21 protein-coding genes are annotated in these 24,529 nt (G+C 50.5%); 9 read left to right on the top strand and 12 right to left on the bottom strand.

The annotated features are described in order from the left end of the window. The first annotated feature begins 18 nt into the window (after positions 1–18). The 3 genes from L9P87_RS08915 (at position 19) to L9P87_RS08905 (ending at position 3,719) form a co-directional block, all read left to right on the top strand. On the top strand, positions 19–1,062 hold the full coding sequence (locus L9P87_RS08915) for a transporter (protein WP_237444325.1): 1,044 nt from the start codon (positions 19–21) through the stop codon (positions 1,060–1,062). A gap of 172 nt (positions 1,063–1,234) precedes the next feature. Then, a complete protein-coding gene (locus L9P87_RS08910) occupies positions 1,235–2,812 on the top strand; it encodes a peptide chain release factor 3 (RefSeq protein WP_237444324.1) in 1,578 nt (525 codons plus the stop codon). A 46-nt stretch (positions 2,813–2,858) separates the two neighbouring features. Then, a complete protein-coding gene (locus tag L9P87_RS08905; RefSeq protein WP_237444323.1) occupies positions 2,859–3,719 on the top strand; it encodes a DUF72 domain-containing protein in 861 nt (286 codons plus the stop codon). On the opposite strand, the gene L9P87_RS08900 is transcribed toward L9P87_RS08905, so the two are convergent. From L9P87_RS08900 to L9P87_RS08885, 4 genes are all read right to left on the bottom strand, one after another. After that, entirely contained in the window at positions 3,711–4,199 is a 489-nt protein-coding gene (locus L9P87_RS08900) for a glutathione peroxidase (RefSeq protein ID WP_237444322.1), read from the bottom strand. The two genes, L9P87_RS08905 and L9P87_RS08900, sit on opposite strands and share 9 nt — an antisense overlap. 60 nt (positions 4,200–4,259) lie before the next feature. After that, a complete protein-coding gene (gene ppnP, locus L9P87_RS08895; protein ID WP_237444321.1) occupies positions 4,260–4,544 on the bottom strand; it encodes a pyrimidine/purine nucleoside phosphorylase in 285 nt (94 codons plus the stop codon). A gap of 97 nt (positions 4,545–4,641) precedes the next feature. Continuing rightward, a complete protein-coding gene (locus L9P87_RS08890; RefSeq protein ID WP_237444320.1) occupies positions 4,642–5,502 on the bottom strand; it encodes a universal stress protein in 861 nt (286 codons plus the stop codon). Next, positions 5,502–6,995: a SulP family inorganic anion transporter gene (locus L9P87_RS08885; protein ID WP_237444319.1), complete on the bottom strand. Its 1,494-nt coding sequence runs from the start codon at positions 6,993–6,995 to the stop codon at positions 5,502–5,504. The genes L9P87_RS08890 and L9P87_RS08885 overlap by 1 nt, the downstream gene beginning before the upstream one ends. A 298-nt stretch (positions 6,996–7,293) precedes the next feature. Here L9P87_RS08885 and parC point away from each other — a divergent pair, with 298 nt between their 5' ends. Beyond that, positions 7,294–9,543, top strand: coding sequence for a DNA topoisomerase IV subunit A (gene parC / locus L9P87_RS08880; RefSeq protein WP_237444318.1), 2,250 nt, complete (start codon positions 7,294–7,296; stop codon positions 9,541–9,543). Between the two features lie 101 nt (positions 9,544–9,644). Here parC and L9P87_RS08875 read toward each other — a convergent pair whose 3' ends face one another. Next, positions 9,645–10,829 carry a hypothetical protein gene (locus tag L9P87_RS08875; RefSeq protein ID WP_237444317.1) on the bottom strand — a complete coding sequence of 395 codons (1,185 nt, stop codon included), beginning with the start codon at positions 10,827–10,829 and terminating at the stop codon, positions 9,645–9,647. A 143-nt stretch (positions 10,830–10,972) separates the two neighbouring features. Here L9P87_RS08875 and serB point away from each other — a divergent pair, with 143 nt between their 5' ends. Then, positions 10,973–12,193 (top strand): phosphoserine phosphatase SerB, encoded by a 1,221-nt coding sequence (gene serB, locus L9P87_RS08870; protein ID WP_237444316.1) that lies wholly within the window; start codon positions 10,973–10,975, stop codon positions 12,191–12,193. Between the two features lie 63 nt (positions 12,194–12,256). Here the strand turns inward: serB and L9P87_RS08865 are convergent, their stop codons facing one another. From L9P87_RS08865 to epmB, 3 genes are all read right to left on the bottom strand, one after another. Further along, positions 12,257–14,260 (bottom strand): EAL domain-containing protein, encoded by a 2,004-nt coding sequence (locus L9P87_RS08865; RefSeq protein ID WP_237444315.1) that lies wholly within the window; start codon positions 14,258–14,260, stop codon positions 12,257–12,259. A gap of 133 nt (positions 14,261–14,393) precedes the next feature. After that, entirely contained in the window at positions 14,394–16,244 is a 1,851-nt protein-coding gene (locus tag L9P87_RS08860) for a cyclic-di-GMP receptor FimW-related protein (protein WP_237444314.1), read from the bottom strand. A 202-nt stretch (positions 16,245–16,446) separates the two neighbouring features. Further along, entirely contained in the window at positions 16,447–17,454 is a 1,008-nt protein-coding gene (epmB, locus tag L9P87_RS08855) for an EF-P beta-lysylation protein EpmB (protein WP_237444313.1), read from the bottom strand. Positions 17,455–17,644: 190 nt separating this feature from the next. Here epmB and efp point away from each other — a divergent pair, with 190 nt between their 5' ends. Beyond that, entirely contained in the window at positions 17,645–18,214 is a 570-nt protein-coding gene (efp, locus tag L9P87_RS08850; RefSeq protein WP_237444395.1) for an elongation factor P, read from the top strand. A gap of 85 nt (positions 18,215–18,299) precedes the next feature. After that, entirely contained in the window at positions 18,300–19,262 is a 963-nt protein-coding gene (gene epmA, locus L9P87_RS08845) for an EF-P lysine aminoacylase EpmA (protein WP_237444312.1), read from the top strand. A gap of 37 nt (positions 19,263–19,299) precedes the next feature. Here epmA and asd read toward each other — a convergent pair whose 3' ends face one another. From asd to rsgA, 3 genes are read right to left on the bottom strand one after another with little or no spacing between them, the layout of a single operon-like run. After that, on the bottom strand, positions 19,300–20,151 hold the full coding sequence (asd, locus tag L9P87_RS08840) for an archaetidylserine decarboxylase (protein WP_237444311.1): 852 nt from the start codon (positions 20,149–20,151) through the stop codon (positions 19,300–19,302). A 23-nt stretch (positions 20,152–20,174) separates the two neighbouring features. Further along, positions 20,175–21,008, bottom strand: a complete 834-nt coding sequence (locus tag L9P87_RS08835) for a sulfurtransferase (RefSeq protein WP_237444310.1) — start codon at positions 21,006–21,008, stop codon at positions 20,175–20,177. Between the two features lie 11 nt (positions 21,009–21,019). Further along, positions 21,020–22,042: a small ribosomal subunit biogenesis GTPase RsgA gene (gene rsgA / locus L9P87_RS08830; RefSeq protein WP_237444309.1), complete on the bottom strand. Its 1,023-nt coding sequence runs from the start codon at positions 22,040–22,042 to the stop codon at positions 21,020–21,022. A 186-nt stretch (positions 22,043–22,228) separates the two neighbouring features. On the opposite strand from rsgA, the gene orn reads away from it, so the two are divergent. Further along, positions 22,229–22,771: an oligoribonuclease gene (orn, locus tag L9P87_RS08825; protein WP_237444308.1), complete on the top strand. Its 543-nt coding sequence runs from the start codon at positions 22,229–22,231 to the stop codon at positions 22,769–22,771. 8 nt (positions 22,772–22,779) lie between these two features. Here orn and queG read toward each other — a convergent pair whose 3' ends face one another. Further along, positions 22,780–23,862, bottom strand: a complete 1,083-nt coding sequence (gene queG, locus L9P87_RS08820) for a tRNA epoxyqueuosine(34) reductase QueG (protein ID WP_435531796.1) — start codon at positions 23,860–23,862, stop codon at positions 22,780–22,782. A gap of 214 nt (positions 23,863–24,076) precedes the next feature. On the opposite strand from queG, the gene tsaE reads away from it, so the two are divergent. Then, on the top strand, positions 24,077–24,526 hold the full coding sequence (gene tsaE / locus L9P87_RS08815) for a tRNA (adenosine(37)-N6)-threonylcarbamoyltransferase complex ATPase subunit type 1 TsaE (protein WP_237444393.1): 450 nt from the start codon (positions 24,077–24,079) through the stop codon (positions 24,524–24,526). The last annotated feature ends 3 nt before the right edge of the window (positions 24,527–24,529 follow it).

Genomic DNA, 24,529 nt, shown 5'->3' with positions numbered 1-24,529 from the left:
ATACCGGAGTTGGAACAAATGAGTAAAACCGCAATAGCCGCAGCCGTGGCTGCAGTGCTAATCAGTGCTGTCACTCAGGCAGATAGCAACCATAATCTGGCCGGTAACGGCTCTTCCAGCCACGCCCCTATTGGTGTAATGGGCGATCATTTGCACGGCAAGGGCGAGTGGATGCTGTCGCTGCGGGCGATGAATATGGAGATGGAAGGCTTATTAGAGGGCGATGACAGCATCGAAGCCGAAGATGTCATTAATGGTGGCGAGTACATGATGGCACCAACGAAGATGACGATGCGAGGGTATATGCTGGGCGGTATGTTTGCCCCGACCGATAATGTCACCTTGATGGCAATGTTGCCTTACCGTGAAAAATCGATGGATATGGTCATGCGCCATATGATGCCAGGAGCAATGCCGGGCATGATGATGTCGCATACCATGATGATGGATATGGAGAGCAGCGGCTGGGGCGACCTGTCTGTCGGTGCCTTGGTGCGGGGCTGGGAATCTGAGCATCATAGCCTGCATTGGAATCTTGGCCTCAGCCTGCCGACAGGTTCTATCGACGAAAAAAACAATGGTGTCGTCATGCCCTATGCGATGCAACTGGGCTCGGGCACCTGGGACGCGAAGCTAGGCGCCACCTATAACGGTCATACCAATGGTCGAGTCAGCTGGGGTGGCCAGTTATTAGCCACCATCCGCAGCGGCGAAAACGACCGCGATTATCGTCTTGGTAATGAGTATGAGGCGAATGCCTGGGCGGCCTATAGCTTCCACCCGGCGGTCAGCGTTTCGGCCAGACTCAAGGGTTTGTCGTGGGATAAGATCAACGGCGAAGACCCAGCCTTGGCGATGAATATGTCGACAACGGCGGACACTGCCAATACTGGTGGTGAACGGATCGATGCCATTGTGGGAGTGAATACGCTGGTGACCGGCGGGCCATTAAGAGGGCACCGCTTCGCTGTTGAATACGGCGTGCCGGTCATGCAAGACTTGAATGGCATCCAAATGGAGACAGACGCCACGCTAACCGCAGGATGGCAACTAGCGTTATAACCCTGCTCTTTTCCCAGCTGTTGCTCTATGCGAGAGCAACAGCCCCTTGTGGTTCAAAAAAAGCCGTTTTTTATCATAAAAAACGGCTTTTTTGTCGCCCGGTGATATCGGCTGTGCAGTCGGCGGGCTAAATCGGTATAATGCCGGTTTTTTACCCCTGCGGATTCTCTCCATGAGCCAGTTAACTGAGCAGATCAATCAACGACGTACCTTTGCCATCATCTCTCACCCCGATGCGGGTAAGACGACGATTACCGAAAAACTCTTGTTACTCGGTAATCTTATTCAGGTAGCGGGCTCGGTTAAGGGCAAGAAGGCCGATCGTCATGCCACCTCTGATTGGATGAGCATGGAGCAGGAGCGCGGTATCTCTGTCACCTCATCGGTGATGCAGTTCCCCTACAACGGCTGTACGGTTAACCTATTGGATACCCCAGGGCACGAGGATTTCTCTGAGGATACCTATCGTACTTTGACCGCTGTCGATTCTGCACTGATGGTAATCGATGGCGCCAAGGGTGTCGAAGACCGTACCATCAAGCTGATGAATGTTTGTCGCCTGCGTGACACGCCGATTATTGGCTTCGTCAACAAACTCGACCGTGATATTCGAGACCCTATCGAGCTACTCGATGAGGTTGAGGAAGTGTTGGGTATTGCCGCCGCGCCGATCAACTGGCCGCTGGGTATGGGCAAGGAATTCCAAGGTGTATACAACCTGTATACCGACACCATCCACGTCTTCGAGCAGGGTAAGAACTTCGTCTTGGGCGACGATATTCGCATTCAGGGCTTGGCCAGCGATGAGGCTAAGGAATACCTCGGCATCTACTATGACGACATCGTCGAAGAGCTTGAACTGGTCCGTGGCGCCTCTCACGAATTTGATCTTGAGGCTTATTTAGCGGGCCAGCAATCTCCTGTTTTCTTTGGTACGGCAATGGCCAACTTTGGCGTCAAAGAAATGCTAGATGATTTTGTCCGCTGGGCGCCCGCGCCGTTGGCACGTCAAACCAACAGTAGAGAGATAGACCCTCTGGAAGAAAAATTCAGCGGTTTTGTTTTCAAAATCCAGGCCAATATGGACCCTAAGCACCGTGACCGAATTGCCTTTATGCGGGTGTGCTCCGGCAAGTACAGCAAGGGCATGAAGATGAAACATGTGCGCAACGGTAAGGATATCAAAATCGCCGATGCGGTCACCTTTAAAGCCGGTGAGCGGGTGTTGGTCGAGGAAGCGGTTTCCGGTGATATTATCGGCTTGCACAACCACGGCAGCATTCAAATAGGTGACACCTTTAGCGCTGGTGAAGAACTGAAGTTTACTGGCATCCCGCACTTTGCCCCGGAACTGTTCCGCCGTATCCGCTTAAAAGATCCGCTGAAGATGAAGGCACTGCAAAAAGGCTTACAACAGCTATCTGAAGAGGGGTCGACCCAGGTGTTTTTCCCGATGAAGAACAATGACATTGTCGTTGGCGCCGTCGGTGTGCTGCAGTTTGAGGTGGTGGCCTATCGCCTCAAGGATGAGTACAAGGTTGAGGCTATTTACGAGCCGGTCAATGTTTATACTGCCCGCTGGGTTGAGGGAGACGGGGCCAAGCTAGACGAGCTCAAGCGCAAGGCAGTGGATAATATTGCCATCGATGGCGGTGGCCATTTAACCTATTTGGCACCGACGCGGGTTAATTTGAGTTTGGCTGAGGAACGCTACCCCGATATCAACTTTAGGGCGACACGCGAACACTAGTATCAAGCCCGCTTTGGCGGGCTTTTTTATCGCTAAAAGGTAAGCAATGGCCATGCAAAGAGGTCGCTTTTATATCGGCATGCCCCAGTGGAGCAGTAAGCACTGGTTCAATACGGTCTATCCACCGGCAACGCCGTCATCTGAATATCTGTATCACTACAGTCGAGTGTTTAATGCCGTCGAAGGTAATACCACGTTTTACTCGTTGCCCAGCATCGACACGGTGACCACATGGGATGAGCAAACCGAAGACGGCTTTCATTTCAACTTTAAACTGCCTAAGTCGGTTACTCATGAGGCTGGTTTGCAGCATTGTCAGCAACAGACAAGCGATTACTTCAAACGCTTGGCGCCGCTGGCCGACAAGCTCGGGGTATTTATGTTGCAGTTACCAGCTAATTTCTCGCCAGAGCAGTTACCTTTACTACAGCAATTCTTAACCACGTTACCTCAGGGGTTGAAATACAGCGTGGAGGTCCGTCATCCCGCTTTTTTTCAAAAAGGCGAGGCAGAAAAGCGGCTTAACAGAATGTTATTTGAGGCGGGGGTGGATCGGGTAATGTTTGACTCACGGGCTCTCTTTGCCTGTGACGATTTAAGCGAGGAAATTATCGAGGCTAAAAATAAGAAACCTCGGCTGCCTGTTCATGCGGTGGCGTTGGCGAACAACCCGATGATACGTTTTATCGGCCACCCTCAAATCAGTGACAACGGCACCTTCTTTGCGCCTTGGTGTCAAAAAATAAGCGCTTGGTTGGCAGAGGGAAGAGATGTGAGTGTTTTTTTTCATACCGCTGACAACAGGCTGGCGCCGCAGTTGGCGATGCAGATGTTATCAACGATTGAATGGCAGCCGCAGGATTTTAAACTGCAGCTACTACAGGTGCCGCAACAGCGTTTATTCTGATAACAGTTTCTGGATTTCAGCGTCTAAGTCTTTCGGTTTGGTTGCCGGCGCAAAGCGCTGAATCTGGTTGCCATCTTTGCTGATGAGAAACTTAGTAAAGTTCCATTTGATGTTTTTGCTGCCCAGCAGCCCCTTGGCCTCAGTCTTGAGGTAATTAAAAAGAGGGGCAGCATTGCTGCCGTTGACATCAATCTTGGCCAGCATTGGAAAGCTAACACCGTAATTAAGCTGGCAAAATTCGGTAATCTCTTCGTTGCTGCCGGGGTCTTGCTTGCCGAATTGGTTGCAGGGAAAGCCGAGTATTTGTAAGCCCTGGTCAGCATATTTCTTGTTCAACTCTTCGAGGCCATCAAACTGTGGTGTAAAGCCACACTTGCTGGCTGTATTGACGATGAGTAAGACCTTGCCTTTATATTGCTCCAATGATGTCTTTTCGCCATTTTTTGCCGCGGGTGCGAAACCGTAAATCGAGTTACTCATGGATCGTCCTTATCGAGTTTATTGTGATTAGATTAGCGCGGTTTTTACACCGCCTATAACCTAGTCTTCATATTTGCAAAGATAACTGGTTTCGACCACGGCCGATACCTTAAAACTGAGGTTGGCTTCGACAATAAAAGTCTCACCCTCGTTAAAGGTCTTCGCCGTTATCTGGCCCGGCAAAATTACATTCAATTGACCGCTGGTAACTGTCATATACTCACGTTGACTGGTGCCAAATTCGTAGTCACCCACAGCCATGACGCCGATGGTGGCGGCCAGGGTTTCAGTATTAAAAGCGATAGATTTTACGTTGCCATCAAAATATTCATTGGTTTTGAACATGGTTACATCTCTTTGTTGATCAAAGTTTAGAATTTATTGGTGGCGGATTATGCCATATCCGTTATTAATACGCAGCGCCGATCTATTTGGATCAATATTAGCGAAGTAATAACAGCGGTTTGGCAGTATTTTGTAACACTTTACTGGTCAGGCTGCCGAGCAATAGGTCGCGCAGGCGGCTGTGGCTGAAGGCGCCCATAATCATCAGATCGATGGCGTTGCTATCCTGCAGGTCGGCAATGCCCTGATCGAGGCTGTGATCGAGCTTGACCATGACAGTATTGATGCCCGCCTTCGTCAATGCCTGTTCGGCCAGGCTGAGTTGGCTCTGAGCTCGATCCTCATCCTCACCAGCATAGACAACATGACAGGTAATCTGTTTGAACAGCGTGCTCTGGCAGACCATTTCGAGCGCCTTGTTGGCGCTGTCGCTGCCATCGTAGGCGAGTAACACGTTCTTGGGTTCGATAAAGGGCTGGTTAACAATCAGCATCGGGCGATGCAGGGCGCGGATGACTGATTCTAGTCGGTGGCCAACGCCAAAGCGAGACTTATCATGGCTCTCACCGCGCAGGCCCATGACCAGTACGCGAGTCTCGCTTTCTAAATCGATTAGCGACTCGGCCAGACTGCCGTGTCGCTGTAGGGTCGACACCGCTGAGACGCCGTGTTCTTGGCAGCGTTTAGCGGCATTAGCTAGCATTGCCTTGCCGTCTTGCAGCAACAGCTTTGCGCGCTGTTGTTCAAGCTCGGCTAACTCACTGAGCAGTTCTTCTCGCGCACCCAAGCCGATGCTGCCGGAGAGGTCGGTCGCCGGCGGCTGATCGTTACTTACGCTGTGCAATAATGTTAGGGGAAGGTTTATGGTGTTGGCAATCCAGGCCGCGTAATCACACACGGCTGAACTGCTATTTGATCCATCAATACAGGCTAAAACTGAGTTTTTTAGGCCGCTCACTAATGCCCTCCTAGAACCTCGTCTATTTCTTCTGGCTTATCGTGAACACCAAAGCGGTCGATGATGGTCTTGCTGGCTTGGTTCAAACCAATCACTTCCACCTCTGCGCCCTCACGCTTGAATTTTAAGACTACTTTATCCAGCGCCGCAACGGCAGAAATATCCCAAAAATGCGCGCGACTCAGATCAATAACAACATGCTCCGCTGCCTCTTTAAAGTCAAACTTTTCAGTAAACTTATCGGCAGAGTTAAAGAATACCTGACCGTGTATCTCGTAATAACGGGTGTTAGAGTTCTCGTAAACACCTGTTTTACAGTACATAAAGTGAGATATTTTGTTGGCGAAAAACAGCGAGGCCAGCAACACACCGACAAAGACACCAAGGGCTAGGTTGTGTGTCCAAACAACGACAACCACCGTCGCAATCATCACAATATTGGTCGATAGTGGATGCTCTTTTAAATCGGTAATAGAGGTCCAGCTAAAGGTACCGATTGACACCATAATCATTACAGCAACCAACGCAGCCATTGGAATCATTGACACCCAGTCGCTGAGGAAGACCACCATTAGCAGCAGCACACTACCGGCAATCATGGTCGATAAGCGTCCACGACCACCGGACTTCACATTGATGACCGATTGGCCAATCATGGCACAGCCGGCCATGCCGCCGATAAAACCCGTGGCTATATTGGCAACACCCTGGCCCTTACATTCACGATTCTTGTCGCTGCCGGTATCGGTGAACTCGTCGATAATAGTCGCTGTCATTAATGATTCAAGCAGGCCGACTACGGCCAAGGCGACGGAGTAGGGGAAGATAATCGATAGGGTCTCAAAATTGAGGGGGACATCAGGCCATAGGAAGATAGGCAGAGTGTCGGGTAGTTCACCCATATCGCCAACGGTGCGAATGTCGAGGCCAACAATCATGGCAAAGGCGGTACAGGAGAGAATGCAGATCAGTGGTGACGGTAGAATTTTGCCAATGACTGGCACATAGGGGAACAGGTAGATGATGCCAAGGCCTGCTGCCGTCATGGCATAGACATGCCAGGTGACATTGGTTAGTTCAGGCAGTTGTGCCATAAAGATAAGAATAGCCAAGGCATTAACAAAGCCGGTGATCACGGAGCGGGAGACAAAACTCATTAATTGACCGAGCTTTAAATAGCCGGCAATAATTTGCAGCACACCGGTCAGTACGGTCGCCGCCAGTAAATACTGCAACCCATGCTCTTTCACCAGTGTCACCATCAACAGCGCCATGGCACCCGTCGCGGCAGAGATCATACCTGGGCGTCCACCGACGACGGCAATGACAACCGCGATGGAGAAGGAGGCGTAGAGGCCAACCTTGGGGTCGACGCCGGCAATAATAGAGAAGGCGATGGCCTCTGGGATTAATGCCAGGGCAACAACGATACCGGCGAGAACATCGCCACGGATATTTCCGAACCAATCAGCACGGGTAGAAGAAAGTAACATAGGAGGTTTGACCGATATTTTTTAAAGAGTGAGATAAAATGAGTAAAATTTAATCCAAGTTGCGCGCGAAGATAGCAGTTATGCCACAGGTTAGGCAAATGAAAACAGGGAGGAAGGATAAACAGTCGAGACTATTGTGGTCTTATTTGTGCTCGGTGCTTGCTCTGTATTTTGGCCGTTGATAAGGTAAAGCATTAAAAAATCAAGCTTGGCTAACAAATAACCAGTGATGTCGCCCCAGCGGCTATTGACGGCAGTGTTGGTCAGCTAACCGATTCATTCAGCACCAGGTCGTAGCATGACGAATACTATCGATACCTATCAAGATGGTATTGAGCGGGTTTCCCTCAAACAATATACCGAGAAGGCGTACTTGGACTATTCCATGTACGTTATTCTCGACCGAGCATTGCCCCACGTGGGCGATGGTTTAAAGCCGGTACAGCGCCGCATTATTTATGCGATGAGTGAGCTGGGTTTAAAGGCATCGAGTAAACACAAGAAATCGGCGCGTACTGTCGGCGATGTTATTGGTAAATTCCACCCGCATGGCGACAGCGCCGTTTATGAGGCGATGGTACTGATGGCTCAGCCCTTCAGCTATCGTTATCCGCTGGTCGATGGCCAGGGTAACTGGGGTTCGCCCGATGATCCCAAGTCGTTTGCCGCCATGCGATATACCGAATCCAAATTGTCGCGCTTTGCTGAGATCTTACTGTCTGAGCTGGGACAGGGCACGGCTTCTTGGCAGCCCAACTTTGATGGTACCTTGGATGAGCCGGTGGCCTTACCGGCCAGATTGCCCTACGTGCTGATGAATGGCACGACAGGTATTGCGGTGGGCATGGCGACGGATATTCCGCCACACAATGTCAACGAAATCGTCGATGCTTGTATTCACTTGCTAGAACAACCGAAGGCGACAGTTGCCGATCTTTGTCAGTATGTGAAAGGCCCGGATTACCCTACTGATGCCGAGGTGATTACCCCGGCGGCAGACCTGCTGAAAATGTATGAAACCGGCCGCGGCAGCACCAAGATGCGTTCGGTATACCACAAAGAAGATGGGGATATAGTCGTCACGGCTCTGCCCCATCAAACCAGTGGCGCTAAGGTGTTGGAGCAAATCGCCGCTCAGATGCAAGCCAAGAAGCTACCGATGGTGACGGATCTGCGTGATGAATCTGATCATGAGCACCCAACCCGTTTGGTGATTACGCCACGCTCTAACCGTATCGATACAGATCAATTGATGAATCACCTGTTTGCCTCGACGGATCTTGAGCGTAATTATCGGGTCAATCTCAATATGATTGGCATTGATGGCCGTCCCAAGGTTAAAAACCTGCATACTATTTTGAGTGAATGGCTGACCTTCAGAAAAGATACGGTGCGTAAGCGTTTAAACCATCGTCTCGAGAAGATCTTACGTCGACTGCATATTTTGGAAGGCCTGCTGGTGGCCTTCCTCAATATTGATGAAGTGATCCACATTATTCGTACGGAAGAGAAGCCGAAACTGGTATTGATGGAACGCTACGGCATCTCCGATACCCAGGCTGAAGCCATTCTCGACTTGAAACTACGTCAATTGGCGAAGTTAGAAGAAATCGCCATCAGGGCTGAGCAGGATGAGTTGTCCCGCGAGCGCGATATGATTGAAAAAATCCTGGGTTCTGAAGCACGGCTAAAAACCCTGGTAAAGAAAGAATTGATTGCCGCAGCGGCAGCCTACGGTGATGATCGCCGTTCGCCACTGGTTGCCCGTGCCGAATCGAAGGCCTTCAGCGAAGAGGACATGTTGAGCTCCGATCCCGTTACCGTCATCTTGTCGGATAAGGGTTGGATTCGTGCTGCTAAAGGTCACGAGATTGATGTCGAAGGTTTGAGCTTTAAGGCCGGCGACAAACTTGGCTTTGCAATTAAAACAAAGACTAATCAGCCGGCTGTTATTCTCGATGCGACAGGGCGGGGGTATACTGTTGCCACCCATTCACTACCCTCGGTGAGGGGGCACGGCGAGCCGTTAACCGGTCGTTGTAACGTCCCTTCAGGCTCAACCTTCGAAGGGATGTTAAGCGGCAAAGAGGATCAGTTATTCCTGATGGCCACCGATGCAGGTTATGGCTTTATTGGTAAGTTTGCCGATTTCCAAAGCAAGAACAAGGCGGGCAAAGCCATACTGAGTATTCCTAAAGGCGGGCAAATACTGCCACCAGTGGCTATTGATTCAGTGGTAGATCACTACGTGGTAGCCTTGAGTAATGAGGGGCGGATGTTGGTTTTCCCTGTGGCGGATCTGCCGCAGTTAGCCAAGGGAAAAGGCAATAAATTGCTCAGCATTCCATCGGCTCGAGTGGCCAACCGTGACGAGTATCTTGTCGCAGCAACAGTGATTGCCGATGGCCAGCGATTGATAGTCCATGCCGGTAAGCGCCATCTAGGTATGAAACTCGATGAACTTGAGCACTATCGAGGCGAGCGAGGCCGTCGTGGCCACAAGCTGCCCAGAGGCTTCCAGAACGTTGATAAGATAGAGGTCGAATAAGGCTGGTATAGTGATGTCGGCCCGGGGCACTTGTTGCCTTTGGCACGGTATTGCCCTGGTGCTTTCGATGAATATAAAAAAACCGGCAGATGCCGGTTTTTTTATATTTGATCCAAATGGCTGAGTGATTTTGCCAGTTGCAAAATTTGGTTATCCAGAATTTTTTGGTGCACAGCAGCCAGCGAAATTAAAGTATAGCCGTCCCCGTTGTCGTGGTTCACATGGCTGCGTTCGGCAATGATTGGTTCGGCCAGTAGTAACCGGTTCATCGCTATTTCCCCCAGTTGATTAGCGCTGGCGAGTGTCTGTTGCTGAAAGGCCAGCCAGTTTTGTTGATGCAGCGCGGCGGGCAGGGTGCTGCTGTTTTCCGAGCGGGCAATTGCGAGAGCGATATCGCTGCTATCCTCTGAGCTGGCAAATTGCTCAAATAATGTGCGAATAACAATGGCAGCGCAGAGTGCGCGGAAACAGCCATCCTCTGTGGCGGTAAAGCTTAAGGTATCGCCAGCAGCGCCGGCAATGATACTGCCGTCGTATAGCTTGGCAACGCTGTTGATAATCTCCTTATTTTTGAATAGCAGTTCTCGGTCTTCAGCGCTAAAAATATCAATGGCCAAGCCGCTAGGGTTGGTGAAACGTATCGCCAGCAAAACCTGTTCTGTCGTTGCCGGTGATTGTGCCGCCGTTGTTTTATCCTGAGGGCTAAAGCTGAGGCCGGTACCTGCCAGGGCCTGTTCAAGCATGACAGCCTTGCCTTGTTCCGCCAGAGGAAGAATAGCGGCAACCTTGCGGCTGACCCGACGGGAGAAGGCGTAAGTGAGTCCGTAGATAGTCAGCAGTGTAAAGAGGCTGAACAGCCAGCTTGCTGCCGATGAGGAGGGGTATTGGTAAGCGGGAAATTCAATCTCTATGTAGCCGACTATATTGTCTTGTAAGCGTATGTTTGAGCGATAGGAGGGCTTGCCTAAAGATTTTCCCGCCTTGGCAACAGCGCTGTTTTCGGCATTGAAAAAAGTGATCTGCGAAGCCCCTGACTCTGCTAACACCTGGTTGGCTAACGCTCGCATGCTGACGCGACTATTTTTCAGCATTAAATTGCCAACAAAATATGAGGTCTGATGGGCCAGTTGTTGCGCATACAAATGTTGTTGCGTAGCCAGAGCCTGTGCCTGCTGTCTTGCCGAGAGCCCATTGCCGGCGAGCATAATCAGTGCCATTACCGCAGTAATGATCGCGGCAAGTTTGTGGCTGGGCGATGGCTTGGTCAGATCTGTCGAATAGCGCATAGTTAAAAGTGGCTTCAAGTAAGCGAGTGGGAATATTGATAATGATGCTTGGCGTCATAGCAGGTACAATAGCGCAAAAGATAACGACAAGCTTCCCCAAAATATGGGGAATGACTACTAGCATATATTAAGCGGTTGTAACCATGAAGCGTATAGTGTTGATTAATATCTCAGGCGAAGATAAGCCTGGTTTAACCTCTACAATCACTCAAATTCTGGCCGGCTATGACGTCAATATACTGGATATTGGTCAAGCAGTTATTCACGACACACTGTCACTGGGGTTCTTGATTGAGTTAACAGACGAGGAACAGAGCGCTCCTGTGCTGAAGGATATTTTGTTCAAGGCTCATGAATTGGATGTGCAGATACGCTTCTCGCCAATTGATGATGAAGACTACCAGCACTGGGTTGGTGGCCAGGGTAAGCCTCGCCACATAGTGACCTTGTTAGCTCGTAAAGTGAGCGCATTGCACATTGCAAAGGTGACGGAGGTAGTGGCGCGCTACCAATTGAATATTGATAAGATTGATCGCCTATCAGGCCGGATTGCCCTTGATGATGCTAACGAAAAAGATAAGGCCTGCATCCAGTTGTCGCTGCGTGGGACATTAGGTGATAGTACCTTGGTGCGTAAAGAGTTTTTAGAGCTCGGCGCTCAATTGGATATTGATATTGCCTACCAAGAAGACAACATATATCGCCGTAATCGCCGCCTTGTCTGCTTCGACATGGACTCTACATTGATCGAGGCAGAAGTCATTGACGAGCTTGCCTATGCTGCCGGTGTTGGTGAGCAGGTTGCAGAGATAACCGAGCGAGCGATGCAGGGCGAGCTTGATTTTGGCGAGAGTTTTGCCGCTCGTCTTGCCCTGCTGAAAGGCCTGGATGAGAGCGTGCTAGCAGGAATTGCTGACAGCCTAAAGTTGACCGAAGGTGCGGAGCGATTGGTTTCTACCATGCGGGCGCTGGGCTACAAAACAGCTATTTTATCAGGTGGCTTTAGTTATTTCGGCCACTTTCTGCAAAAGAAGTTGGGTATCGATTATGTCTACGCCAATGAGCTTGAGATTGCCGACGGTAAGGTGACTGGTAATGTCAGCGGCATTGTGGTCGATGGCAATCGAAAAGCAGAGTTGCTACAAGAGCTGGCCGAGCGGGAAAATCTTTCATTGCAGCAGGTTATTGCTGTCGGAGATGGTGCTAACGATTTGCCAATGCTGTCAATTGCAGGCCTTGGTGTTGCTTTCAGAGCGAAACAGATTGTAAAGGAGTCCGCAAAGCACTCCATCTCTACCTTAGGTTTGGATGGCGTGCTTTACCTGTTGGGCTTGAGTGATCGAGAACTGAATAACCTGAGCTAAGAAATTTGAACGATAAAAAAGCGCCACTGCCGTCCAGCAGTGGCGCTTTTTTATGCCGCGTTGTTAGGCTAAGTCTGTGAACTCGTAACTCATCTCACTATCGGCACTCTGAAGATAATCACCTTGGATATACCCCGCGCCAATTTGCCACAGCGTGGTCAGCATTGAAGCTATATTAACCTCGGGCACGATTGTCGCAATATCGGTGTTGGCCAAATCTCTAATCAGAGCCTTGAGCTTTTGTAACTCTTCGTCATCTCCCAGCGATTCTACAGTGACGTCGTCGAGGCGGACAAAATCGGTGTTAAGGTGTTTGAGCACCGCCTGGTGTTTGCTGAACTGTGAAAGCGAGAACCTTAGTTGGTGCTTCTTTAAACCGTCATGTAAAGCCTGTGTTGCGGTAATGGCCGCACTGGCTGCGGCGGCTGGTAGCTGAAAAACCAATGTTTGAGGTGAAATATTGGCTGCCTTTAAAATAAAGCCAAGCCAACTGCAAAATTCACTATCTTTAAGCACTGTTGGCGACAGATTAATAAAGAGACGGGTATCTGTTTTATTGGCTTCGCGTTGTGCGCAAAGTGTCTTGGTACTCTCCATAATAATCCAGCGATCTAGCTTAGATTCGCCGTTAGCAAAGAAACGCTCTGCTGTTTGGGTAAAGTCTTCGCTGCATTGATAGCGAGCCTCATAATATTCACCGCTGTCACCACGGAGGCTGACGACTGGTTGGTAGTTGATACTGATACCTTGGTTGTCAACAAAGGTGTCGAGGTCTAAGCCTTGGCTTGTGATATCGACAACGACGGCAGCGGCAACAAAAACTTTGCTGCTATTAGCCTCGTTGTGAGCTTCAAAAGCGGCGCTGAAGGCGTTGTCGATGAGAATCTGAGCGTTGCCATCGGCTTTGTGATCGATGGCAACAATGCCACAATTGACCGTTAGGTTGATGGTTTTGCCATCAACCTCGAAAACCTGTTCGCTGCTGCTGCTGACAAGCTGCTGCAGTTGGTCCTGCAGGGCGGCAGTATTCTTCTCGGCCAAAACAATGAGGTCGAAGCCGTTATAAACCTCGGCGGTAAAGCCCTGGGTGACGACAAAGTCGTGAAACTGCTGAAAGACTGCCTGGCCAGCATCAAAGCCAACGTTAGCGATGATGCTGCTGATGTCGAGGCGTATGTATCCGAGCGCATAATCCCCGTGCGCCTGTTGCGATCGATCGATAAAGCTGCTGGTCTGCGCTAAAATACTGGCGTTGGATGGGGTGCTTTGCGACTGATTATCACCATTGCCTGCCGATTGACGAATAAGGATTTGCGTGCAGTTTTCACCCTCATAGACCGCATCAGAAAATTGCATGTTGAGACTGAACTCTTCGCCATTCTCTTTGACCGCGGTAATGTCGAGGTGTTGCTGTTTATCGCTGTCACTTCCATAGCGCTTCAAGAAGGTTTTAAAAGTATCTTGATCGCTGCCTGCAATAAGGTCGATGACAGGCAGGCAATCGAAGTCATCGCTGTCTTGATAGTGAAAGAGCGATGAATAAGCATCATTGGCGTGGATATGCATGCCATCTGTTATATAGGCAATGGCGTCTTGCGACCCTTCAAGCAGAAGATCGTAGCGGTCTTGAACCTCGTTAAACTGCTCGACTAACTGCTGGTGCTCAAGACCTGCTCGGCGGTGTTTGATATCGCGTAGCGCACTATGAATAAGCTGAGTGTCATTGTTGGCGCGAACCACATCACTGACGCCGAGGGGATAAGACTCGTTAATTTCAGCATCACTACTGTTTTCGTCTAGCACTAAGAGCGTGGGTAATAGAGCGTTTTGGCTGCTGGCCTGTATGGTCGAAAGTGCCTGTTCAATACTTAGGTCAGGGTGCTTGCCATCGCCAATAAGGATGTCCCAATCCTGCTCTTTTAGTGCCTCAGTCAATTCTTCTTCGTTATTGAGTTTTTTCGCGCGAATTGCATGACCAGTGTTTCGAAACAAACTAATAATAGTTTCTGCATCGTTTTGAGACTGGTAGAGCATGAGAAGGCGGAAGGTATTATTGCTATCTTTCATACATAGAAATCTATAATTATATGGCCAGATTGTAACAGCTTAACCCTGATTTGAAACTACCTCAGATGGAGGGTGATGGCAGGGGGTTATGTTACTAAAAGAACTTAAAAAACATGCTTATATAACTCCCAGCTTACAGCGTCTTCCACAGTATGTCGAAACTGTCTTTATTTTGAGTGTGAATCTCGTCACATAGATACGGTGTATCGTCTTCTTCTAGGCCTGTTTTTTTGATGATGGTGTATTCAAACTGATTGAGTGCCCCAGTGGCAGCGACTCTTCTGCTTAGTTTGATTGTTAGGCCGGTAGTCTCGTTGACAAGCTCAATCCTTGCGTCGTGATCGAAGTTTACCTGGGGCGTGATAATCGTAGCGGGCTGTCCGATTAGCTTGATATCAGGCAGCATTAGCATGCGCATGGCTGGTGACGGTTGGCCTATTTTTGGGAAAATACGGCCAACATAGGCGTTACAGGCTGGGCTGAGTAATTCTATGCCAACTTCGGTGCAGCTATTTTCGGCACGTTTGACCCAGCGTACGATGGCGATGCTCAGGCTGGTATGCTTACTTTCCCTCACCCCCAGTAGTTCGCCAGTTTTAATATGGGTCTGCAATTCCTCGGGCCATGCGATGCAGTATCCCCCGGGGCTGACATTGATCATCGAGACGTGGTGTTCGGGGAATTCAGCAGCTAAATTAGGCTTGACCTCGGTCTCATTAAGGTCGAGTTCCTTTTTCCGGTCAACAGCGTTGTTGATGTTGTTGAAGTTATAGCCGTGGGCCGAGTCTTCGCTGTCATCCTCATAAATCGTCCCCCAGACATCGCTGCTAGTTCCTGGGTCTCTTACTTCTCCCTGAAGGAATCGATTGGTTTCGGGGGGCTTTTTCTGGTGTTTTTGTGCTTCTAATTTTCGGTGTGCTAAGACGATCTCGTCGACACTTTTTTGACCGGCAATGTGAAAGTGTGTGGTGGCGAGGCCTACGCAGACATAGAGCTTGTCTGTAGAGCTGATACGGTTGCTCGACCGATGGGCAAAACTACCCCAGGCAACGATTAAATGCTGGAGTAAGGCATTGGAGGGGAGTTGGCCTTTGCTGGTGGTCTTGCCAATCTTGTCACTCAGGTCATCGATCAGTTCTGCGGTATTAAAAAACAGCGTGTTGGTCTCGTCGTTATTTTTGGCGGCAGCTTGAAAATACGGCGGGGCGTCGCCGTTTAAGTCAACAATCAGTTGGTCTTCAGTAGGGTTTTGGCATGCCTCCAAATTACACAACAAGGACCAAGCCTGTAAAAAACTGTATATGTGGCCGAGCTCTTCCTGTCTCAGCTGGTTGGCCTTGATGCAGCCGAGCAACAATGTTCTGTGGTAATTGTGCGTGATGGAGAAGTCGCTGTCGCCACCGGTGAGATGATCGCTGTAGCGATATCCCTCAATCCCCTCTGCGACGGCAAAGCTATAGGTCAGATGTTGTTGCTGCCAAAAGCCTGCAGGGATGGCGTCATAAAGCTGATCGTAGCGCAATAATAAAATGCTTTGATCGCTGAGCGCGCGGTGAATGGCCAAGCCTCGTTGATGAGCAGCTTTTTTTTTGTTGATGGATAAAAAGCTTTTTTTCTCGCCGCTGGTCGCGATAATTAAGTAACCCGTACTCAGGCGTTGTTGAAGTGCATGGGCAAGCTTTGCCACTTGGCGAGCCTGCTTTGGCAGCACTGCAGGCTGGTTGAGGAAGTGCTTACTTAATGCTTGGCTGGCATAATACGCCTCGGGACGGATGAGCTCCATTAGTTCCATGCGAAGGCTGGGTGCCATTGGTAATCGATTAAGTTCATCGAGAGCGGTGTATAGTCGACGACTGGTTTCGCCGAGGTTGGCCTTTGGCAGCTGTTCAATCCAAGCGCTGATAGCATCGACTTTTGGTCGACAGAAACTGAGTTTGTCTAAGTCTTGGGTCGGTAGTTTGAACTGTTTAATTATTGTTGACACCTGATTGCTCCAGCAAAAAATTATCTATCCTTAGATATGTGTTTTCCCAGCACCGATTACTGCTGACTATTAATCGGCTGACGGTGATATTACTGTCGCTATGTGGCTAGCAATAGCACCTGTAAATTGGCCGGTAATTTATTTTGTAATTATAGAATAGTCGCAATCCTATAAATGTGCAGGTTCAGGCGTTAAAGTGGTGTTAAATGATCGTTTTAGAGCTTTTCCCCGCCTGTTCTTTGACTAGGCGTGGCACCATATAACCCGGCATTGATTGAGCCATTGCACGATGAAGGCCAATTGCTTCGGCCTCGTCGATATCGAAGTGTTGCGCTCCCTGCACTTTGTCCAATAAATGAAGGTAATACGGTATGCAACCCGCCTCTACTAAGCGTTGTGACAGGTCGGATAAAGTCTTCAGTTTATTGTTTACGTCACGCAACAATACCGCTTGATTCAGCAGAATCAAGCCATTTTTCTGTATTCTTCTTAGACAGTTAAGTACATCTTCGTCAATTTCCTGTGGATGGTTACAGTGCACCACCACAACCACGTTAAGCCTTGTCGCAGTTGTCCAAGCGAGAAATTCATCGTTGATACGGTCGGGTATAACAATGGGGAATCGACTGTGAATACGCAACTCTTTGATATGGGGGATGTCACTGAGCTGTTGGCTTAGCCAGGCCAGTTGTTTGTCGCTGCTGGCCAGGGGGTCGCCGCCACTGAGAATGACCTCATGGATGCTGCTGTCATGTCGCAAATAATCTAATGATTGCTGCCATTGTTGTCTCGACGGTGTGTTTTCCTCGTAAGGGAAGTGCCGCCTAAAGCAATAGCGACAATTAATGGCACAGGCGCTGGTAGGCATCAATAACACACGCCCCGGGTATTTGTGAATAATACCGGGGGCAGGGTTGGCCTGCTGTTCTTCGAGGGGGTCTGCAGTGAAACCGGGTTGTTCAACCAATTCGCGACTAATGGGTAAAATTTGTTTCAGCAGAGGGTCGTTGATATCGCCTTTTTTAATGCGCTGTAGGTAGGCATAGGGTGCGCGTAGGGCAAAGCTACCGATGGCCTGATCAATGTCGGCTTTAAGGTTGCGGGGCAGTTGTAAATAGGTGATCAGCTCCTCGCTGCTCGATATCGCTTCAGAGAGCTGCTGTTGCCAAGATTTTGTTTCGCTGAATGCAATAGTGTCAGGTGTGTTCATAAGCTCTAATGGGGTCGATACGAATGGCTGGACTGTAACATTTAAGCAAATTGTCCGACATACAAATTACAGGAATAATCTGCAAGGTAATCACCATACTAATATCGCCAGCGCTAGTGTAATATAGCTCGCAGCAATTAAGCCGCCTATGAATGATGGCTTTGACTCACATATCGACAGCGAGATACCAATGGCTAACTACTCAACCAGTCAATTTAAAAACGGCCTTAAATTTATGCAGGATGGCGATCCGTGCACCATTCTTGATAACGAAGTCGTCAAACCAGGTAAGGGGCAGGCGTTTAACCGGGTTAAAATCCGTAACCTAGTGACTGGCCGCGTACTTGAACGCACCTTTAAATCAGGTGAAAGTGTTGAAGCCGCTGATGTCATGGACACCGACCTAGAGTACTTGTACAACGACGGTGAGTTCTGGGTATTTATGGATCCGGAGAGTTTTGAGCAGGTCCAGGCCGACGCCAAGGCTGTCGGTGATTCGCATAAATGGTTGAAAGAACAGGACGTGTCTACCGTCACGCTGTTCAATGATGCGCCTATCTCCGTGACGCCACCAAACTTTGTTGAGCTGGAAATCACCGAGACTGACCCCGGCCTCAAAGGCGACACCGCCAATGGCGGCTCGAAGCCTGCGACACTGGCCACCGGCGCTGTTGTGCGGGTGCCGCTTTTCTTGTGCGAGGGTGAGGTCATCCGTGTAGATACACGTAACGGAGAATATGTTGGCCGCGCCAAGCAGTAATAAACGGCCTTGAGTATTGAACAACGCCTGCTTAGTGCAGGCGTTTTTGTCTCTGTTAAAAACCCCCTTTTAGTAGTGGAACGCGATGGATAATCAGTGGCAACCCAGTTGTAGTTTAGAGCTTTTACAGCAGCGAGCTGCGTTGTTAACGTTGGTGCGAGAGTTCTTTGCTGAGCGTCAAGTGCTGGAGGTCGAAACGCCACTATTGGCCTCGTCGGCAGTAACAGACCCTTTTATTCGGGCGATGGCGGTGGATGACACCGGCGCTGGCCGGCGTTTTTTACAGACCTCACCGGAATATGCGATGAAGCGTCTGCTGGCGTCTGGTTCGGGGCCTATTTATCAAATTTGTAAGGCTTTTCGCCACGGCGAGGCAAGTGCTCGTCACAACCCTGAATTCACCATGCTGGAGTGGTATCGCCCAGGTTTTGATGAATGGAACCTCATTGATGAGGTGGAGGCCCTGCTGCGATTGATCTTGCCGGTGGAGGGCTATCAGCGGCTGAGTTATCGCGAGATATTTGAGCAACTGCTGAATGTTGACCCTCATAATGCCTCCGTCAGCGAGTTGGCAGCAGTGGCTCGCCGCCACGCTAACTTTTCCTTCTCCGATAATGGGCTCGACCGTGACGGCTGGCTCGATGTGCTGATTACCCACGTCATTGAGCCTGCGTTGGATCCAGCGGTGCTGACTGTTATCTATGACTATCCGGCGACTCAATCAGCGCTGTCTCAAGTGGCTACTGATTCAGATGGACAGTCGATAGCGCGTCGCTTCGAGTGTTATTTCGGCGGCGTTGAATTAGCCAACGGATACTATGAATTGCTGGATGCGGCGGAGTTATCGAGGCGTGCAACGGCAGACAATCGCAAGCGTAAAGATTTGGGTTATGAGCAAATGGCGGAGGATGACAAGTTGTTAGCGGCAATGCAGGCTGGCATGCCGAGCTGTGCGGGTGTGGCTATAGGCTTTGATCGCCTGCTTATGTTAAGACAGCGGCAGCGGCATATCAGTGCGGTGATGAGCTTCGATTTTAGTCGCGCATAAGCGGGGAGCGCCGGGTGAGCACCCCCGGCGCACGACTCTATTTTTTCAACAGGCCGAACTGTTCGCCCATACGGGTACCGGTGCCGGCTTCAAAATCCTGTAGAAAATCGACAGTATCCTTTGGGAATAACATGATGACGGTCGAACCGAGCATGAAGCGCCCCATCTCCTCACCTTTTTTCAGCACAATCTTTTCATCGTTGGCATAATTGACCGTCTTTGGCGTCTTCGGTGGCGGTGCAACCTGGCCATCCCAGACTGTTTCAATACCGGCAACAATCATGGCGCCCACCAAGACCATGGCAACGGGGCCAACCTCGGTGTCGAAAATAGCAACCAGGCGCTCATTGCGGGCAAATAGTTCTGGCACGTTTTCGGCGGTGGTACCGTTTACCGAGAATAATTGGCCGGGCACATAGGTCATCGAGCGTAGCGTGCCGTCGATCGGCATGTGGACGCGATGGTAGTCCTTGGGAGACAGGTAAACGGTGGCGAATTGGCCGCCATCAAACTGCTCTGCCAATGTTTGGCTGGCCAGTAATTTCTCAGCGCTGTAATGCTGCCCTTTGGCCTGGAAGATGTTGCCGTGACTGATTTCACCAAGCTGGCTGACCTCTCCATCGGCGGGACAGGCAATGGCATTTACATTATCGTCGATAATGCGAGCGTCGGCCTTTAGCGCCCGAGTAAAAAAGGCGTTAAAGTTTTTGAACTCATAGTAACTCTCGGTCTCCGCCTCGGCCATATTGACATCATATTGCTTAATAAAGCGTTTGATGAAAGTGTTTTTAACCCATGGCTGCTCACTGGCGGCGATTTTGCCGACCAGACGAGACAGTAAGTGTTGCGGCAAAAGGTACTGCGCAAAAATAAATAGCATTGTTTTCATAAAGTCTGCTCGATATTGAATGTTTAAACAGGGGTTGATTCTACCGGGGTGTCGGGGTGGTTGCCCCACTCGCCCCAAGAACCGTGATAGCCGCGAATCCGGTCATAGCCAAGAATCTTTGCAACTAAATAGGTCAGGCCTGAGCGGTGGTGAGATTGACAGTGGGTAACAATGTTTTTATCTCTGCCAAGGTCTCTATGATCCAGCATTTGCTGGATTTGATCGAGGGGCAGCAGACGGAGGTTGCGACTCTTATCCATTAAATCGGTCCACTCGAGGTGTTTGGCACCGGGAATATGGCCGCCCTTGGCCGCCAATACTTTGCTGCCGTCGTATTCGCCCGCTGAGCGTGCATCCCAAATGCGGAAGTCGCTATCGTTCAGGGCGCCAATAATATCGTCGACCTCAGCAATGACAGACTCGTCATAGACATCGATACTAAAATCACTACTGATGGGGGCGGGCAGGTCGGTGGTAACAGGGTGACCCTCGTTAAGCCAGCTGACTAAGCCGCCATCGAGATAACTGTAATTGCGATAACCGAGCACATCGAGCGTCCAAATCAACCGTCCCGCCCAGCCGCCGCCCTCGTCATCGAGCACAACAATATGCTGCTGTTTGTTCAGGCCGATACTCCGCATTAGCGTAGTCAGATCATCTCGGTCCGGTATTTTTCCCGCCGCGGGTTTGATGCCACAGAGCAGTGAAGATGGGGTGATATGCTGCGACCCCGCAATATGGTGTTTGCGGTAGTTGTCATCACTCGATACATCGATGATCAATAGGTCATCGTGGTTATTGATTGCCTGCTCGAGGTCGCGGGGCTGAATCAATAGCCCCAATGAGGTAACGGTCATGTTGTTGTCCTTTATAGCATGTCTAGTGAAGACACTAGGTGGCGGAAGCTGTCCATCCGTCGCTGGGTAATTTCACCGGATTCTAACGCAGTCAATAAAGCGCAATTAGGCTCACTCTGATGTTTGCAGTCGCGAAAACGGCAGCGGCCAATAAATGGCCGAATGTCACTAAAGCCTTCGGCGATATCATCTTCACTCATATGCCAGAGGCCAAACTCACGTATCCCAGGGGAGTCAATTAAGTCGCCGCCGCTGGGGAAGTGAAACAACTTGGCCGTGGTGGTGGTGTGCTTTCCTTTCTGAGTTGTTTCAGACAGGCCCCCCACAGGTATATTCATTCCCGGTAACAAGGCGTTAATCAGCGATGATTTACCAACGCCGGATTGGCCGACAAAAACACAGGTGCTGCCGGCAAGCTTGGCCTTCAGTTCATCGAGGCCATCTTCAGATTTTGCGCTGGTATAAACCAGTTGATAGCCGATGGTAGGATACAGCGTGACTAACTCATCGAGCTGTTGGCGATTGTTGTCATCGATTAAATCGATCTTGTTGAGCGCTAATATCGGCGTAATCCCCGAGTGTTCGGCGGCCACCAAGTAGCGGTCAATTAAATTGGCATAGGGTGTTGGGTAGGGGGCAACGACGATGACGATGTAATCAACATTGGCGGCCACAGGGCGCAGTTCGCCGCGGTTGTTCGGGCGGCATAGTTCACTGCGACGGTCGTGACAGGCGACAACGACACCCGTCGGATTGCCGGGGCGCCAGGTCACTCTGTCACCGGTAACAAGGGCTGGAAGGTTGGCGCGAAGATGAGCGCGACGGCGCTCCCCTTGCTGCTCGCCGACCAGGATTTCGATCTCAACCTGGGTGCCAAAATGGGCGGTGATCAGCCCGGTTTGTTCGGGCCCTAACTGACCCTCGTCGATTTTTTCTTCGGCAACTTCGGCGCGTCTATCGGCTCGTTTATTGCGTTCATCTTGCACTTTTTCGATACGCCATTTTTGTCGGCGGTTTAGTTTGCGCTTTGCCATGAATTCGCTTTAGTTGATGTTAAGACCGCTATTATTATGGCAGGCGGGGCAATTTGCCACTAGTTTACCGCGCAAATTGCGCAATAGACCCAGAAGTTTGTCTTGCTCGTGCTTGTGCCAATTGTTTGGTCGGGACTGTCAGCCTATAATCAGGGCCAATTAATCAAGCCAATGAGGGCTGTTGCAATGAGTCGAGCACAAAATCTTGTCTGGATAGATCTTGAAATGACCGGGCTGGAGCCTGAAACTGATGTGATTATCGAGATAGCCACCATTGTTACCGACTCCAATTTAAAGACTATCGCAGAGGGCCCTGTTTTTGCTATTCATCAACCTGATAGTTTACTTGATGGTATGGATGAGTGGTGTACCACCCACCATGGCCAATCGGGCCTGACCGACCGAGTTAAGCAATCGACAACCTCGGTTGCCGACGCTGAAACCGCCACCATCGCCTTTTTGAAAGAGCATGTCGATGCGGGTGTGTCGCCGTTGTGCGGTAATAGTATCGGTCAAGATCGTCGTTTTCTGGTGCGTTATATGCCCGCATTGCACGAGTATTTTCATTATCGCAGTATTGATGTCAGCTCGGTTAAAGAGCTGGCCAGGCGCTGGCGTCCAGAGGTGCTGGATGGGGTCAGTAAAAGTGGCGCCCATTTGGCCCTCGATGATATTCGCGAGTCAATTGAAGAGTTGCGTCATTATCGTGACACCTTCTTCAAGCTTTAGCTCTGACGCTAAAGCTTTTCAGCATGCTGCGCCAGCGCCCATTCGATATGCTCTTTGACCATTGCGTTATCGACGGTGAGTCGGCTCTTCAGCGCTTCGATAACCTCGATGCTGCTAGGGGCGTTACCGAGGCCTACAGCAATATTGCGTAGCCACGCGTGGTAACCAATGCGACGTATTGGCGAGCCTTCGGTATTGCTCAAAAACTCTGTTTCCGACCAGCTGAATAAGGTGCATAGCTTGGCCTTGTCGAGTTGCTGGCGGGGGTGGAAATCCTGCTCCTTGGTGTATTGGGTGAACTTGGTCCATGGGCAGACCAGTTGGCAGTCATCACAGCCGTAAACACGGTTGCCAATCTTGGCTCGCAATTCAACGGGAATAGCACCGCTGTTCTCGATGGTTAGGTATGAGATACATTTTCGAGCATCGAGCTGGTAGGGGGCGCGGAAGGCATCCGTCGGGCACTTATCAAGGCAGCTGGTGCAGCTGCCGCAGTGGCTGGTTTGCTGCGGCTGGTCGACGGGCAGGGGCAGGCTGGTATAAATCTCGCCAAGGAAAAACAGCGACCCGGCCTTACTGTTGATCAGCATGGTGTTTTTGCCGATCCAGCCGAGACCGGCCTGCTCGGCGAGAGCGCGTTCGAGTACTGGCGCGCTATCGACGAAGGCGCGGTGCTCACCTCCGCCGGCCGCCTCAATTTTTTTGGCCAGTGCCGCTAGGCGTTTGCGGATTAGTTTATGATAATCACGACCTAGGGCGTAGCGAGAGATGTAGGCGGTGTCACGCTGCTGCAGGGTCTTGACTGTCTCCACGTCGGCGGGGAGGTAATCCAGGCGGCAACTAATGACGCGCAGCGTGCCGGGTTGCAACTCGTCGGGGCGGGAGCGCATATTACCATGGCGAGCCATATACCCCATCGAACCATGATCCCCCCGTGCCAGCCAAGCCTGCAGGTGTTGCTCATGCTGCTGCAGACCGATATCGGTAATCGCCACATGGGCAAAGCCGGCCTCCTCTCCCCAGCGCTTGATGTCGCTGGCGAGCTGGCTTAATTCGCCGGTGTCGGTGTCGGTTACGGAGGAGGAAGAGATGGTTTCACCTATAGAGTAGAGGCTGAATAGTCAGTGGCGATAATAACACCGACCAGCGTTGGCGTGCAGTGGTTTGCAGCATCACTGCTATTTTCATTGTTGTAATATTCGCATCATTGAGCTTTGCAGGTATGATAGCGGGCTAAATAAGGTGTTTTGAAAGGGGGCTGATGTGTCGGTTAGCGGTGAGTTTATCGCAGAAAATGAGCAGCGCTTGCTGCAATTGGGTCAAGCGTTGTCGTTTTGCGATTGTCGGGGGATTACCGTCTACTTGCAGGGTGATTTGGGCATGGGGAAAACCACCTTTAGTCGCGGCGTTATTACCGGCTTTGGCCACCGCGGTGCAGTAAAGAGCCCGACCTACACGCTGGTTGAACCCTATGAGTTTCAAGCAATAACGGTATATCACTTCGACCTCTACCGGTTGGGAGACCCGGAAGAACTTGAGTACATGGGGATTCGTGATTACTTTAATGACGATAGCCTCTGTTTGATCGAGTGGCCTGTGCGTGGCATTGGGGTGCTGAAAGAGGCTGATCTTGAGCTAACGCTGACCTTGCAGGGGGCTGGCCGGAGGGTTGTTTGGCGCGCCTTTAATGATGCCGCTGAAGCACTGGCGACCGAATGGCAGCAGCATTACGGCGTCGCCGGCAAGCAACAATAGCTG

Source organism: Sinobacterium norvegicum, from assembly GCF_923077115.1.
GTDB classification, from domain to species: Bacteria; Pseudomonadota; Gammaproteobacteria; order Pseudomonadales; family Sinobacteriaceae; genus Sinobacterium; species Sinobacterium norvegicum.
Note: the sequence above shows the minus strand (reverse complement) of the source record. Positions and strands in the feature narration are given on the sequence as shown.